The sequence below is a fragment of the Pyruvatibacter sp. genome (assembly GCF_040219635.1).
Classification (GTDB): Bacteria; Pseudomonadota; Alphaproteobacteria; order CGMCC-115125; family CGMCC-115125; genus Pyruvatibacter.
Genome location: NZ_JAVJSC010000006.1, coordinates 1 through 15,401 on the forward strand (window position 1 = coordinate 1; position 15,401 = coordinate 15,401).

General features: G+C 61.8%; 13 protein-coding genes. 12 read left to right on the forward strand and 1 reads right to left on the reverse strand.

The window, feature by feature from the left end:
- The first annotated feature begins 312 nt into the window (after nucleotides 1-312).
- The 12 genes from coxB (at nucleotide 313) to RIB87_RS11170 (ending at nucleotide 13,464) form a co-directional block, all read left to right on the forward strand.
- Nucleotides 313-1,230, forward strand: coding sequence for a cytochrome c oxidase subunit II (coxB, locus tag RIB87_RS11115; RefSeq protein WP_350146589.1), 918 nt, complete (start codon nucleotides 313-315; stop codon nucleotides 1,228-1,230).
- Between the two features lie 45 nt (nucleotides 1,231-1,275).
- Nucleotides 1,276-2,862 carry a cytochrome c oxidase subunit I gene (ctaD, locus tag RIB87_RS11120; RefSeq protein WP_350146591.1) on the forward strand — a complete coding sequence of 529 codons (1,587 nt, stop codon included), beginning with the start codon at nucleotides 1,276-1,278 and terminating at the stop codon, nucleotides 2,860-2,862.
- 31 nt (nucleotides 2,863-2,893) lie between these two features.
- Complete coding sequence (locus tag RIB87_RS11125) at nucleotides 2,894-3,874, forward strand: heme o synthase (RefSeq protein WP_350146593.1); 981 nt, start codon at nucleotides 2,894-2,896, stop codon at nucleotides 3,872-3,874.
- 13 nt (nucleotides 3,875-3,887) lie between these two features.
- Complete coding sequence (locus tag RIB87_RS11130; RefSeq protein WP_350146595.1) at nucleotides 3,888-4,073, forward strand: cytochrome c oxidase system small membrane protein; 186 nt, start codon at nucleotides 3,888-3,890, stop codon at nucleotides 4,071-4,073.
- 17 nt (nucleotides 4,074-4,090) lie between these two features.
- A complete protein-coding gene (locus RIB87_RS11135) occupies nucleotides 4,091-4,684 on the forward strand; it encodes a cytochrome c oxidase assembly protein (protein WP_350146597.1) in 594 nt (197 codons plus the stop codon).
- 20 nt (nucleotides 4,685-4,704) lie between these two features.
- Complete coding sequence (locus RIB87_RS11140) at nucleotides 4,705-5,556, forward strand: cytochrome c oxidase subunit 3 (RefSeq protein WP_350146599.1); 852 nt, start codon at nucleotides 4,705-4,707, stop codon at nucleotides 5,554-5,556.
- A 47-nt stretch (nucleotides 5,557-5,603) separates the two neighbouring features.
- Nucleotides 5,604-5,957, forward strand: a complete 354-nt coding sequence (locus RIB87_RS11145; RefSeq protein WP_350146779.1) for a DUF983 domain-containing protein — start codon at nucleotides 5,604-5,606, stop codon at nucleotides 5,955-5,957.
- Entirely contained in the window at nucleotides 5,954-6,679 is a 726-nt protein-coding gene (locus tag RIB87_RS11150) for an SURF1 family protein (RefSeq protein WP_350146601.1), read from the forward strand. Before RIB87_RS11145 ends, RIB87_RS11150 begins: the two co-directional genes overlap by 4 nt.
- A gap of 111 nt (nucleotides 6,680-6,790) precedes the next feature.
- Nucleotides 6,791-8,182 (forward strand): threonine synthase, encoded by a 1,392-nt coding sequence (thrC, locus tag RIB87_RS11155; RefSeq protein WP_350146603.1) that lies wholly within the window; start codon nucleotides 6,791-6,793, stop codon nucleotides 8,180-8,182.
- The gene (locus RIB87_RS11160; RefSeq protein ID WP_350146605.1) at nucleotides 8,179-9,444 is read left to right on the forward strand and encodes a M16 family metallopeptidase; all 1,266 of its coding nucleotides are present in this window, start codon (nucleotides 8,179-8,181) and stop codon (nucleotides 9,442-9,444) included. The genes thrC and RIB87_RS11160 overlap by 4 nt, the downstream gene beginning before the upstream one ends.
- Nucleotides 9,445-9,493: 49 nt before the next feature.
- Nucleotides 9,494-10,081 (forward strand): GNAT family N-acetyltransferase, encoded by a 588-nt coding sequence (locus RIB87_RS11165; protein ID WP_350146607.1) that lies wholly within the window; start codon nucleotides 9,494-9,496, stop codon nucleotides 10,079-10,081.
- Nucleotides 10,082-10,143: 62 nt separating this feature from the next.
- The gene (locus RIB87_RS11170; protein WP_350146609.1) at nucleotides 10,144-13,464 is read left to right on the forward strand and encodes a putative bifunctional diguanylate cyclase/phosphodiesterase; all 3,321 of its coding nucleotides are present in this window, start codon (nucleotides 10,144-10,146) and stop codon (nucleotides 13,462-13,464) included.
- A gap of 75 nt (nucleotides 13,465-13,539) precedes the next feature.
- Here RIB87_RS11170 and sppA read toward each other — a convergent pair whose 3' ends face one another.
- Nucleotides 13,540-15,318, reverse strand: a complete 1,779-nt coding sequence (gene sppA / locus RIB87_RS11175; RefSeq protein ID WP_350146611.1) for a signal peptide peptidase SppA — start codon at nucleotides 15,316-15,318, stop codon at nucleotides 13,540-13,542.
- Nucleotides 15,319-15,401: the final 83 nt, after the last annotated feature.

Here is a 15,401-nt window from a genome sequence, read left to right on the forward strand (position 1 = left end):
TCCCGAGGCCGGGTGCGAACCGCCGGGGCCAATCCCCGCGACATAATGACGCGGAAGCAGCACCGGGGGGGGCTGCACCGCCGGATTGCCCCGGCGTTTTTAGACAAAATCCATATATTTCAATGCAATAGGCAGTGCCGCGCCGGACGGGGCGGTGAAGCGCGGTGCCCACGCCAAGGCTGCGGCGATTGGTCCCTCCCGGCGGTGCTGGCGCCGGGACCGTGGGATTAGTAATACTTTCGCGTGCGAGTCGGCGCCGCAGGGCGTGCGGGCGCGCCTTTTTGGGAACGACCAGGAAACGGGTCTATCGGCATGTGGAATTCACGCATCTTTTTGATGGCGATCGCAGTGTTCGCCTCGGTCACGGCGCTGGCGGGATATGCCGACGCGCAAGGTTTTGTCGGTTCTTCTCATCCATGGGAAATGGGTCTGCGCGAAGCGGCCTCGCCGACGATGGACCGGATCAACAGCTTCCACAATTTCCTGCTGGTGATCATTACGGCCATCACGATCATCGTGATGGCGTTGATGGCCTACATCATGATCCGGTTCCGGGCGTCGCGAAACCCGAACCCCAGCCAGAATACGCACAACACGGTGCTTGAGGTGCTGTGGACGGTCGTCCCGATCGTCATTCTGGTGGTCGTCGCGGTGCCGTCGTTCCGGCTGCTCTATTTCGTCGACCGCACGGCCGAGGCCGAACTGACGGTCAAGGCGATCGGCAATCAATGGTTCTGGAGTTACGAATATCCCGATCACGACAACCTGACCTTCGATGCAGTCATGGTTCCCGATGAGGACATTCAAGAAGGACAAGTTCGTCTGTTGTCCACCGACAACGACGTGGTCCTGCCGGTCGATACCAACATCCGGATACTGACGACGGCGACCGACGTGATTCACGCCTTCGCGATGCCCAACCTCGGGCTTAAGCTCGATGCCGTTCCCGGCCGCATCAACGAAACCTGGGTGCGGATCGAACAAGAAGGCGTTTATTACGGCCAGTGTTCGGAGCTCTGCGGGAGCGGCCACGGCTTCATGCCGATCACGGTCCGGGTAGTTAGCAAAGAGGATTATGCCCGCTGGGTCGAGGACGCCAAGGAGAAGTTCGCCTACGACGGCAAGCCCGGCGCGCCGACCGATGCGGTCGCGGCCCGGGCGGAGAAAGCCCGCCAGATCGCGACGTACTACGAAGAAATCGCCGCGAGCGGCAAAGCAAACACCAACTAACATCGTCCGCGCACCCCGCGACAACACGCACGAAGAGGTCGAGTTATGAGTTACGGATCCGCCGCTGCCCACGATGACCACACGCCGCGAGGCTGGCGCCGTTGGGCCTATTCGACCAACCATAAAGACATCGGCACGATGTACTTGATCTACGCCATTTTCTTTGGCGTCGTCGGGGGCATCCTGTCGCTGCTGATGCGGATGGAACTGGCCGCGCCGGGGATGCAAATTTTTGGCACCGACTATCAGTTCTTCAACGCGGTGGTTTCGGCGCATGGGTTGATCATGGTGTTCTTCATGATCATGCCTGCCTTTATCGGCGGGTTCGGCAACTGGTTCGTGCCGTTGATGATCGGCGCGCCGGACATGGCATTCCCACGGCTCAACAACATTTCGTTCTGGCTGTTGATCCCGGCCGGTATCTTGATCGTCGCGTCGCTGTTCGTGGGCGAGGGGCCAGGCACCGGGTGGACGGTTTATGCGCCGTTGTCGACCACGGGCCATCCCAGTGCATCGGTCGATTTGGTGATCTTCGCGCTCCATCTCGCCGGCGCCTCGTCGATCTTGGGTGCCGTCAACTTCATTACCACCATTTTCAACATGCGGGCACCGGGCATGACCCTGCACAAGATGCCGCTGTTCGTGTGGTCGGTGCTGGTCACAGCGTTCCTGCTGCTGCTGTCGCTGCCTGTTCTGGCCGGCGCCATCACCATGCTGCTGACCGACCGTAACTTCGGCACAACGTTCTTTGATCCTGCCGGCGGCGGTGACCCGATCCTGTTCCAGCATCTGTTCTGGTTCTTCGGTCACCCGGAGGTGTACATCCTCATCCTGCCGGGCTTTGGCATGATCTCGCACATCATTTCCACCTTCTCCAAAAAGCCGGTGTTCGGCTATCTCGGCATGGCCTACGCCATGGTCGCCATTGGCGCGGTGGGCTTCATTGTGTGGGCACACCACATGTACACGGTGGGTCTGGACGTTGATACGCAGGCCTACTTCGTGTTTGCCACCATGGTGATTGCGGTGCCCACGGGCGTCAAAATCTTCTCGTGGATTGCCACCATGTGGGGTGGCTCCATCGAGTTCAAAACACCCATGCTGTGGGCCATCGGCTTCATCTTCCTGTTCACCGTTGGCGGTGTCACGGGCGTAGTGCTGGCCAATGCGGGCGTCGATCGCTCTCTGCACGACACATACTATGTGGTGGCGCACTTCCATTACGTGCTGTCGCTGGGTGCCGTGTTCGCCATCTTTGCAGGCTGGTACTACTGGTTCGGCAAGATGTTCGGCTATCAGTACTCCGAGTTCATCGGCAAGCTGCACTTCTGGGTGACGTTCATCGGCGTGAACCTGCTGTTCTTCCCGCAGCACTTCCTGGGTCTTGCCGGTATGCCGCGCCGCTATGCGGACTACCCGGATGCCTATGCCGGCTGGAACTACGTGTCGTCCATGGGCTCCTACATGTCTGCTTTTGCCGTTCTCATCTTCCTGTGGGGCGTTGCAGAAGCCTTCATGAAGAAGCGCAAAGTCGGCGACAACTACTGGGGCGAGGGTGCCACAACACTGGAGTGGACATTGTCCTCACCACCGCCGTTCCACCAGTTCTCAACACTGCCGCGCGTCAAGTAGCGCTGGCCTATTGATCGGATGACCCGCTGATATGAGCGACATCACATATACGCCGACAGGCGTGCCAAAGAACGGAGGCCCCAGCGGGGCCTCCGTTTCTGCGCCCGGCACATATCTTGAAGCCGACATCACAGATTATTTCGCGCTGCTGAAACCGCGCGTGATGTCGCTTGTGGTGTTCACCGGCCTTGTGGGCATGGTGATTGCGCCCGGTGATTTGCATTGGTTGACAGCATTCACGGCACTGTTGTGCATCGCCATTGGCGCAGGCGCGTCAGGTGCTCTCAACATGTGGTGGGATGCCGACATTGACGCCGTGATGGATCGCACGGCCAAGCGGCCGATACCCAAGGGCGTTGTCTCCGCAAATTCTGCGGCAGCCTTCGGTGGCCTGTTGTCGGCCGCGTCCGTGTTCGTTATGGCGGCGCTCGTGGGCTACCTGCCCGCAGCGCTGCTGGCCTTCACCATCGTGTTTTATGTCGTCGTCTATACAATGTGGCTCAAGCGGGCGACCTCGCAGAACATTGTTATCGGCGGACTTGCAGGCGCGTTGCCGCCTGCGATCGGCTGGGCCTCCGTCACCGGCAGCCTGGCCGTTGAACCGCTGGTGCTGGTTGCCATCATCTTCATGTGGACGCCGCCGCATTTCTGGGCGCTGGCACTTGTACGCAACGACGATTATGCCCGCGCAGGCGTGCCCATGTTGCCGGTGGTCTCTGGTCCCGACGCCACGCGCACGCAGATTTTGTTGTATTCGCTGGCGCTCGTGCCGCTCGGCATGGCACCGCTGGCGCTTGGTTTTGGCGGCATCCTCTATGCCACGGCCTCCATCGGTCTTGGCGCGGGCTTCCTGTTTTGCGCAGCTCAGGTTTTCCGCCACCGCGAGGGCGATGTGGCCAAAACGATGGCGCTGCGGCTGTTCGGCTTTTCCATCTTCTATCTGTTCGCGCTTTTCGCGGCCCTTTTGATCGAGCGCATGGCGGGTCTCGCCCCGTTTGCGCCATGGATGTAGGGGCACGCGAACAATGACACCTGATCCCAAGACAAACAGCGATTTTGATGTTGAAGCAGTCAAGCTCACCCCGGAGCAGCAGGCCCGCCTGCGCCGCCGCAACATTGCCGTCGCCGTTTCGCTCGTAGCCTTGGTTGCCTTGTTCTTTGCCATGACACTGGTGCGTCTGGGCGGCAACGTCGCCGACCGCACGTACTAGCGAGGAAAGAGTTCAAAATGACCGCGACAACAGCCTCTTCCGGTCTCGCCAAGCGCGAAAAACAAATTGTGCTTGCCTGCGCCATCATCGTTGGCGGCATGGTCGGCATGGCCTATGCAGCGGTGCCGCTTTACGATCTGTTCTGCCGCGTCACCGGCTACGGCGGCACCACGCAGGCATCATCTGAGTTTTCAGATGTGGTGCTCGACCGCATGGTGACCGTGCGCTTTGACGCCAACACCTCGCGCGACCTGCCCTGGGGCTTCCGCCCGCAGCAGGTTTCCACCGACATCAATATCGGCGCTGATGGTCTGGCATTTTACACGGCTGAAAATCTGTCCGACAAACCTGTTGTCGGCACCGCCACCTACAATGTGACGCCGCAAAAAGCGGGTGTCTATTTTGCCAAGGTTGAATGCTTCTGCTTTACCGAGCAGGTTTTAATGCCCGGCGAAAGCATCGACATGCCGGTCTCGTTCTTCGTGGACCCGGCGATTGCTGATGATCCGAACATGGATGATGTCTCAACCATCACCCTGTCATACACGTTCTTTGAAAAAGCAAATCCGACCACGCCTATTCCAGCTACGCCCGTTACACTCTCAAACTAACCGACACCGGGGACACCATCATGGCCGACGCACACGCCAAGAATCACGACTATCATCTGGTTGATCCCAGCCCGTGGCCGTTTGTCGGCTCAATCGGCGTGTTCATCATGATGTTCGGCGGCGTTGTCGCCATGCAGGAAGGCACGTTTGGCCTTTCAGGCCCGTGGGTGTTCTTCATTGGCCTTGCCATGGTGCTCTACACGTTTGTGGGGTGGTGGCGCGATGTCATCAAGGAAGCCGAGCATCAGGGTCATCACACCCCCGTTGTGCAGCTTCATCACCGCTACGGCATGGTGCTGTTCATTGCCTCCGAAGTGATGTTCTTCGTTGCGTGGTTCTGGGCCTATTTTGATGTCGGCCTGTTTGCCGGCGAGGTTGCGCAGTATCAGCGCTTTGAAGCGACGGGCGGCGTCTGGCCTCCGGTTGGCATCGAAACATTTGATCCGTTCCACCTGCCGTTGATGAACACGCTGGTGTTGCTGACATCCGGTACCACCGTCACCTGGGCACACCATGCGTTGCAGACCGGCGATCGTCAGGGCCTCAAATGGGGCCTGATCTGCACGGTTGTGCTCGGCGTGCTGTTCTCGGCGTTGCAGGCCTATGAATACAGCCACGCAGCCTTTGGCTTCTCCGGCAACATCTATGGCGCCACCTTCTACATGGCCACCGGCTTCCACGGCTTCCATGTGATTATCGGCACCATCTTCCTCGCCGTGTGCCTTGGCCGCGCCTATGCGGGCCACTTCACCGCCAAGCACCATTTCGGCTTTGAAGCGGCGGCCTGGTACTGGCACTTTGTGGATGTGGTGTGGCTGTTCCTGTTTGCCGCCATCTATGTATGGGGCGCAGGCACACCGGCAGCCCACTGACCGAGTTCGAACGCGACATCAACAGCGCCTCTGCGGTCTCGCCCATTATGGCGGGGCTGTGGGGGCGCTGTCCGCGTTGCGGCACCGGCAAACTGTTCAGCGGGTTTTTGACCGTGGCTCAGAGCTGCCCGACGTGCCGTCTCGACTTTTCAAAAGTTGACCCTGGCGATGGTCCCGCCGTGTTCATCATTCTCATCGCAGGCTTTCTGGTTGTCGGCCTGGCGCTCATTGTCGAGGTCACCTACCAGCCATCCTACTGGCTACATGCCGCCGTGTTTTTGCCGCTGGCGCTTGGTGTGCCGTTAAGCCTGCTGCGCCCGTTCAAGGCAACGCTGATCGCGCTTCAGTTTCATAACCGCGCCCACGAAGGTCGCCACAGCAGCGGGGACGACGCCAAATGATTTTCCGCCCGATGCTCGTGCCGACGCTGCTCACGGTGCCGGCCCTCATCATTTTGGTGTTTCTGGGCAACTGGCAGATGCAGCGCCTCGCCTGGAAAGAAAACCTGATCGCGCAGGTGGAAGCCGGGCTGGCGTCAGATGCCATATCCTTGCCCGCACCTGATGTCTGGGCGACGCTCGACATTGAAGCCCTGCGCTACACCCCCGCCACCGTAACCGGCCGCTTCGTTCACGACAGCGAAGCCCACATCTACATGCAGTCGCTGGACAGCCAGCCCGGCTACCACGTGGTCACGCCTTTCGAGCTTGCGTCCGGCGGCTTCGTGCTGGTTGATCGCGGCTTCGTCCCGATCAACCGCAAAAATGCCGATACCCGTCCGCAAGGCCAGATCGAGGGTGATACAACTCTGCGCGGTATTCTGGTGACACCGGACGAGGCCAACAGCTTCACGCCTGATCCCGACCTGACGCAAAACATCTGGTATCACCGCCCGATCCGGCAGCTGGCAGACGTCGCCGAAATTGCCCCGGTGTTCCCGATGATGCTGGACGCGGACGCCACGCCGAACCCCGGCGGGCTTCCGGTTGGCGGCCAGACCCGCGTCGTCCTCAATAACCCGCATCTGGGCTACGCCATGACCTGGTATGGCCTTGCCGCGACCCTCATCATCATTTGGCTGGCCTTCCACATTTCCAGGGGTCGTTTGGGTTTGCGCGGCTGACCGACGACTTCATCAACCTGCCTCCCGTTTGACGCCCACTTGCCCCGCCAAACCCATGCGGCCTATGGTGCGCCGCTTCCCAACCAGCCCAACCACACGTGAACCAAACCAATGCGTTACGTATCGACCAGAGGCGACGCGCCCGTCCTTGAGTTTGAGGATGTTCTGCTGTCGGGCCTTGCCCGTGACGGTGGCCTCTATGTGCCTGAAGCATGGCCAACGCTGAGTGCTGACGCGTTCGCAGACCTTGCGGGGCGTCCGTACACGGACGTCGCTACGCGCATTGTCCAGCCGTTTGCACCGTCGCTGGCAGAGAATGACATCAGGCGCATGGTTGAAGCTGCTTACAGCACCTTCACGCACCCCGCCGTAGCGCCGCTCACCCAGCTCGACAGCAACGAGTTTCTGCTCGAGCTGTTTCACGGGCCAACGCTGGCGTTCAAGGATCTGGCGATGCAGCTGCTCGGCCAGCTCTTTTCCCATGTGCTCAAACAGCGCGGCCGCAAGGTAACGATTGTTGCCGCAACCTCCGGCGATACCGGCGGTGCCGCCATTGAGGCCTTTGCAGGGCTTGATGCGGTTACCATTGTTGTGCTGCACCCCAAAGGCCGCGTCTCGGACGTGCAGCGCCGCCAGATGACGACAGTCAACGCCCCCAACGTCCACAACGTCGCGATTGACGGCAACTTTGATGATTGCCAGGCGCTGGTCAAAGCCATGTTCAACGATCTGGAGTTCCGCGACCGGGTCAGCCTTGCCGCCGTCAACTCCATCAACTGGTCGCGCATTCTGGCGCAGGTGGTTTATTTCGTCACCGCCGCCACCAGCCTTGGCGCGCCGCACCGCGCGGTTTCGTTCAGCGTCCCCACCGGCAATTTCGGTGATATTTTTGCAGGCTATGTCGCCAAGCAGATGGGCCTGCCGATCGACAAGCTGGTGATTGCCACAAACATCAACGATATTTTGCACCGCACGCTCACTACCGGCAGCTACACGGTGGAAGGCGTCACCGCCACCGATGCGCCTTCGATGGACATTCAGGTGTCGAGTAATTTTGAGCGCCTGCTGTTTGATGCCTATGGCCGCGATGCCGCCAGCGTGCGCGCGGCCATGGCATCGCTCAAGCAGTCCGGCAGCTTTGATGTTGCCCCCGCAGCGCTGGACGCAATGCGCGCTGACTTTGCGTCTGCCCGCGTCAGCAACGAGGCCATGCACGCCACAATGAAGCAGGCGCAGGCGCAGCTTGGCATGTTGATTGATCCGCATACGGCGGTTGGTGTTGCTGCGGCCCGTGAAACACGCGACCCAGCCGTTCCCATGGTCACGCTGGCAACCGCGCACCCCGCCAAGTTTCCTGCGGCTGTTGAAGCTGCCACCGGCCAGCACCCGGCCTTGCCGCACCATTTGTCAGACCTGTTCGACCGCGAAGAGCACATGAGCGATCTGGCAAATGATCTGGCGGTAGTTGAGCGCTTTGTCGAAGACAAGGCCACCCGCGCATGACCGTAGAGGTTTCCCGCCTTGCAAATGGTCTGACCGTTGTCACAGACCCGATGCCGCATCTCAAAACGGCCGCTGTTGCGCTCACGGTCAATGCCGGGTCGCGCCATGAAACACTGGCACAGCACGGCATCGCGCACATGCTGGAGCATATGGCATTCAAAGGCACGACCACGCGCTCGGCTGCCGACATAGTCGGTGCCATTGAAGATGTCGGCGGCTCGCTCAACGCGGCCACCAGCCATGAAAACACCGTTTATGCGGCGCGCATTCTGGCCGGTGATGTGCCGCTTGCCGTGAACCTGATTGCCGACATCATCGAAAACTCGCGTCTTGAGCACGACGAACTCACCCGCGAGCAGGGCGTAGTGCTGTCTGAAATCGGCGAGGCGGAAGATACACCTGATGATCTGGTGTTCGAGATGATGTCGGAAGCAGCCTTTCCCGATCAGCCTCTTGGTCGCCCGATCCTTGGCACCCGCGACAGCGTGCGCGCCATGACACCGGATAGCATTCGTGACTACCTCACAGACCACTACAGACCGGGCGCGATGATTTTGAGCGCGGCGGGCGCGGTGGATCACGCGGCCTTTGTTGCCCTTGCCCAACGCGCTTTCGCAACAACAGACACCACACCGCCCAGCCCGTTTGACACCGCAACCTATGCAGGCGGCATGACCGCGCGCGCCCGCGATATTGACCAGACGCATCTGGTTTTGGGCTTTGAAAGCGCTGCCACCGGCACGGCGGATTTTTTCACCGCTGAAATAGCTGCAACGGTTCTGGGCGGTGGCATGTCCTCGCGGCTTTTTCAGGAAGCCCGTGAAAAGCGCGGCCTGTGCTACTCGATCTACGCCTTCAACTGGGGCTTTGCCGATACCGGCCTGTTCGGCATATATGCCGGCGCCGACGCCAATGACGCCGACGAGCTTGCCAATGTCATTCATGGTGAGGCCGCCGCCATGGCGGGTAACGTGTCGGCGGACGAAATCAGCGCGGCGCGCGCGCAAGCCAAGGCGGGCCTGCTGATGAGCCTTGAATCCTGTGCGTCCCGCGCCGAGCAGATTGCCCGGCATCTGGTGGTGTTCGGCCGGGTTCTGGAGGCGGATGACCTGGTGGCCCGTGTTGAGGCGGTGGAGGAATCTGATGTGCGGCGTTTCATGGCGCGGCTGACACAAAGCGCTGTTCCCACGGCCTCGGTTGTTGGTCCCGACGCCTCTCTTGCCAGTGCCCATAGCCTCGCGGCACACTTTACCCGGTCCTGATTGTTACCTGGGCCTGATTGCTCACTTTCAATTTTTGCGGCGCATCTCCATGGCCCTTCTGCGCACCCTTTCGGCAAGTGACGACGCCTATGTGATTGAAGGCGAGGGCGTGATGCTGCGCCTGCCGCGCCTTGCTGACTATGCCGAATGGGCAGAACTGCGTACCCGCAGCCGTGCTTTCCTCACGCCCTGGGAACCGACATGGCCTGTGGATGACCTCACCAAGACCGCCTATCGCCGACGCCTGCGCCGCTATGCACGTGATGTGCGCGACGATCAGGCATATCCGTTTTTCGTGTTTTCCAGCCGCACCGGCAGTCTGGTGGGTGGCTGCACACTCTCCAATGTGCGCCGGGGCGTGGCGCAGACCTGTTCGCTTGGCTACTGGGTGGGCGCGCACCACAAGCAGCAGGGGTTTACCAGCGCTGCGGTGAAGGCGCTGGTGCCGTTCGTGTTCGATCATCTCAAGCTGCACCGTCTTGAGGCCGCCTGCCTGCCCACCAATGATGCCTCGCGGCAGCTACTGGTGTCGTGCGGTTTCACTCAGGAAGGCTTTGCCCGCAATTATCTGCGGATTGACGGGGCGTGGCGCGACCACCTCCTTTTCGCCATGCTCTCGACCGATCCTCGCAAATAGAGCAGGTTTTGACGCCTTGTCATGAGCGGCAACGGGCGGCTACCAAGGAACCTGCACACGCATTGGCGCTGGCGGTGATTCGTCCGTGCCCGCCAGCATTCCAGGGGGGTGCATTCATCTTCACGAACACCACCACCAGCAGACAGGGCGAGCAGGGCACGTCAGCGCGTGGCGCGCTCGCATTAGCTGCCGCACTGGTGCTTGCGGCACTGGTGCTTGTGGCCGGGTTCATAGCGCCCGCATTTGCGCAGGCCGTGCCGCAGGGTGTGCCGCAGGATGTGTCGCAGGCTGAGCAACTGTTGCCGCCCGCAGACAATGAGACCGAAATCGCTGATCCCGAAGACGCTGATCCGAAAGACGCTGCGGCACAGTCGGAACCCGATGCCCCCGCTCACGTTCTCAACGGCGACAAGCAGGCTGTGCCGGTTGTTGTGGTTGATCCCGCCCAACCCCAGGTGGACCTGACAAGCGTTGTCGTCACGTTGCGGGCAGACCGTGAGGCACTGCTGCCCGACGGCACGGCGCTGGTTCTCAGTGATGACGAAGTGCCTTTCGCCCGCGTATGGAAAGTCATCGCGCTGCAAAACAATACGGATGAAACACAGCAGCGCATTGTGTCGATTGACAGGTCGGCGGTGTGGGGCGCGGGCATTGCGCCCGTACGCAGCGGCCTGAGCCAGCTTGGTGCATGGCGCGCGGCATCGGATGCATCACAAGACCTGGCGCCACAGCCCATTGTGAACTCCGCGCGCGCGCGCGCCGGCGAAATGCGCTACCTGCTCACCCTGCCGCCCGATACCACCGCCAGCTTCGCCATTCCGTTTGGCTCGGCGGCTGAGACCCCCGTTCAAATGTGGCGTGCGGATACGCTGGCGGCGGCGGATGCAGGCCGTGCCGCCTTTTCCGGCCTTGTCATCGGCGCGCTGGCCATTGCCTTTGCGTTTTTCGCCGCCCAATGGGCCGGGCAGGCCACGAGCCTGACGCGAGCGGGCACGTCTGCCGGCTCTGGTGTCGGCTCTGGGGCCGGCTCTGGGGCGTTGCGCCTTGCGGCCTTGCTGACCAGCGCCGCCCTTGCCTATGAGCTGTCGGCGCAGGGATTTTTTGCAGCTGCGTTTGGCTGGTCTGCCGCGTGGGACGCCCGCCTTGGCGGGGTGTTGCTGGCGCTTGCCACGGCCGCCGCCGCCCATGTGCTGGCTGCTGAACGTATCCGCGCGCTGTCGCCGGATCGTGAGCGGCTGGCGCGGCTTGCCGGTTGGGTGGCGCTGGCCGCAGGCCTGTTGGTGCTGGTGGCACCGTCTGTCGGGCTGCCTTTCGCCCGCCTCGTCGCCTTTGCCGTGGCGCTTGGTGGCCTTGCCGCGTTGACCGCAGGGCGCGGTGGTGATGATGACGCGCAGGTGCCAACGCCTGCTGCGGGCGAACTGCGCGCCGGGTGGGCACTGCTGGCGATCACGGCCCTTCTGGCCGCGCTGTCATCCCAGGGCTTCATGCCGCGCAGCCCGGCGGTGGACATGATCCTTCATGCGCTCGCCATTCTGGGTGTGCTGGTTGTGGCCTATGCCCTGGCCGGGCCGGTTGCCGTCAGCGTGGCCCGAACGGCAGCACGCCGGTCGCTGGCGCTGGGGCGTGGTGCCACTGGCATTGCCCCTGCCCGTGAACAGCATCTGCCCGACGAAACCGCCATCCGTGCCGAACAGCGCAACGCGCTGGCGCTTGCCGGTGCCAGTGAAGCGGTGTGGGATCTCGATGTGGCGTCCGGCACGTTGTATGTGGACCCCTCGCTTGAGGCGCATCTGGGCCTTGTCCCCGGCTCCCTGTGCGGCCGCCTTGAAACGTGGATGGCGCGGGTGGACCGCGACGACCGCCGCATGGTGTCGCAGGTGCTTGATGAGAATGTCGCGCTGGGCAATGCAACCTTCAGCCTTGATATGCGCCTTGCCCATGCAGACCCCGCGCAGGGCAGCCGCTGGCTGGAACTCAAGGCCACGTGTTTTGCCGGTGACGATGGCAGCGCCCGGCGCTGCGTCGGCACTGTTGGCGACATTACCCAGCGCCGCGAGGAGCAGGCGGGGCTGGTGCGCGAGACCCTGCACGATCCGCTGACAGGCCTTGCCAACCGCCCGTTGTTCACGGATCGGCTCAATCGCGCCTGCCGCCGCGCCCGTGGCACCCACGAACGCATTGCGCTGGTGCTTGCCGACCTTGACCGCTTCAAGACGGTGAATGAGAGCCTGGGCCATGCCGCAGCCGACACGGTGCTGGCAGCTCTTGCGCAGCGCCTGAGTGCGCTGATCGCGCCTGAAGACACGCTGGCGCGCATCGACGGCGACACATTTGCGCTGCTGATTGCAGGCTGGTCCGATGACACCGGCCCCGCCGATATTGCCGAGCTTGTGCGCGAGGCCATTGCCCAGCCGCTGGAGGTTTCAGGCCGGGAGATTTTTCCAACCGTCTCCGTCGGCTTCACTTTGCGCGAGCCGCACCACGAAAGCGGTGAGGCGCTGTTGGGGGAGGCTGATATTGCGCTCAGGCTCGCCAAGCGTCAGGGCGACACGGTGCAGCAATACCACCCGGACATGCGCCCCGCGGCGGACGAACTGGCAACCGAGTCGGGCCTGCGACGCGCCCTTGAGCGCGGCGAGATACATCTGGCGTATCAGCCGATCATGGAGCTTGCCACCGGCCGACTGGCGGGGTTTGAGGCACTGATCCGCTGGCATCACCCGACGCGCGGCATTATTTCGCCGGACGACTTTGTGCCGCTGGCCGAACGCACCGGCATGATTGTTCCGCTTGGCAGTTTTGTGCTCGACCGTGCGGCAGAGGATCTGGCGGTGTGGCAGCGCGACTTCCCGCAGACACCGCCGCTGTTTTCAAGCGTCAATGTCTCCAGCCGTCAGTTGCTGGATGATCTTCCCGGCAAGGTCGCCGCCGTGCTGGAACGCTGCGCTCTGGCTCCCGGATCGCTGCGCCTTGAGGTAACGGAAAGTCTGGTGATGGACGACCCGCACCACGCAGAGCGCATTTTGTCAGCCCTCAGGGACACCGGCGTCAAACTGGCGCTGGATGATTTTGGCACCGGCTATTCGTCTCTCAGCTATTTGCAGCAGTTTCCGTTCGATGTGGTGAAAATCGACAAGAGCTTTGTGCAGCGTATCGGGGATGCCGCCGTTTCAACGCCCGCAGGCGGAGACGGCGCGATCGTGCGGTCGGTGCTCTCACTCGCCAGCGAGCTTGAACTCGACGTTGTGGCGGAAGGCATTGAGGATGACGCCGCACGCGCCCAGCTTCAGGCGCTTGGCTGCACCTACGGGCAGGGCTATCTGTTTGGCCAGCCCATGGAAGCCTCAGCCGCGCATGATTTTATCGCCCGCGCCATTGATTAGGTGCTCCGGGGATTAGGTGCTCCGGGGATTAGCTGCTCCGGGGATTAGGTGCTCTGGGGCGAGCGCCTGATCTGCCTACTGAACAACAGGTACCCGGGCGCGGTGCTGCACCTGTGCGCTGTCGCGTGCCGTTATCTCGCGTACCAGGGCCGATACTTCGGGGTGATCTGCAAGCGCTGACATCAGCGTCAGCGTCCTGACGGCGGCTTCCGCATTGAGGGCCAGCCCGAACAGTTCTTCCTGAAACGTTTTTGGCTTGGGGAACGCGCGCAGTTCAACAGGCGCATCCACTTCCAGCCCGGCAAGCTCGCGGGCGGCGGCGAGGGAGGTGGAAAAGCCGCCCAGCCGGTCCACAAGGCCTTTGTCACGCGCATCCATGCCGACCCAGATACGGCCCTTTGCAATACTTTCGGTTTCAGCGGGTGACAGCTCGCGGCCCTCCGCCACGCGCTGCTTGAAATCCTCGTAGGCGGTTTCAAGCCACGCGGAAAACCGCTGCCGCTGTTCGTCCGAGAACGGTATGTCCGATGCCCAGATGTCAGCATTGGGATTGCTGGAGACCGCATCCACATTGACGCCGATTTTCTCAAGCAATCCGCCAAGCGAGAACTTGGCGCCGATCACACCGATTGATCCTGTGACGGTGGTGGGGTTGGCAATGATAAGGTCAGCCCCGGCGGGAATGTAGTATCCGCCTGATGCAGCGACAGACCCCATGGAGGCAATCACCGGAATGTCCTTGGCCTGCGCGGCGCGGATGGCGTCCCACACCTGGTCCGACGCGGAGGCGGATCCGCCCGGTGAATTGATCCGTACAAGGATGGCTTTTACGTCTTCGTCCTCTGACGCATCCAGAATGGCGTTGGCCATGGTGTCCGACCCGATAGTCGCCTCGCCGCCAAACGGGCTGACCGGCGTGCTCTCGCCGGGCATGATGGCGCCTTCGCCATAGATGACGGCAATCACGCCTGCATTTGCGTCCCTGGTGGCGGTCGCGCGGCTGGCTGCGTAGTCTGCGAGGGCTACAAAATCAGCCTCATCACTGAGCCCTTCCATCACCACGTCCAGCACCTGCCGCTCATAGGCCAGGTCATCCACCAGACCTGCCGTGCGGGCCTGGTGCGCACCGAAGGGGGCTGCCTCAAGGGCTGCATCCAGATCAGCGGCGGCAAAGCCGCGGCCTTCAGCTATGCGGGTGGCAAGGTTTGCGTAGATCATATCCACCATCCGCTGGTTGGCCTCGCGCTGGGGGGCGCTCATTTGCGTGGCGGTAAAAATATCCATCGCGCCTTTGTATTCGCGAAATGCGACGGCATCCGCCGTGATGCCAATTTCGTCCAGGGCCTGTTTTGCATAAGGCAGACGGCCTGAAAGCCCTGCCGGCATGAAGCTGCCGGTGGGCTGCATCCAGATGGTTTGGGCCTGCGCCAAAACCTGATAGTCAGCCAGTCCGGTTTCCAGAATGTCCTGCGCAAATCCGTAAACGGGTTTGCCCGCTGCCCTGAACGGCGCAAGGGCTTCAACGATTTCGTCAGCGGTCGCAGCATTCACAAACCCGTCGCCGCCGCGGATATAAAGCGCTGCCACCGCATCGTCCGCCGCCGCACGCTTCAGACCGGCATGAAGGTCTGCGAGGGTCAGCGTTGTGTGCGTGTCGGCAAACGCAAAAAACGGCGTGCGCTGCTGCACAATGGGTGTGGACAGATCAAGGGTGACAACCATCTGGTCGGGCAATGGTTCTTCGGCCGGGGCAAAGCTGCTGGCCACCATGGCCACGATGATGACCGGAACAACGAACACGGCGATAATCAGCGCAGTCAGAACACCGGCCACCGTTATGAAGAACTGACGCATGATACTCACCTGTTGTTTGTAAGGCCGTGCCTTACTGGTGTTGTTTGTAAGGCCGTGCCTTACTGGTGTTGTTTGTAAGGCCG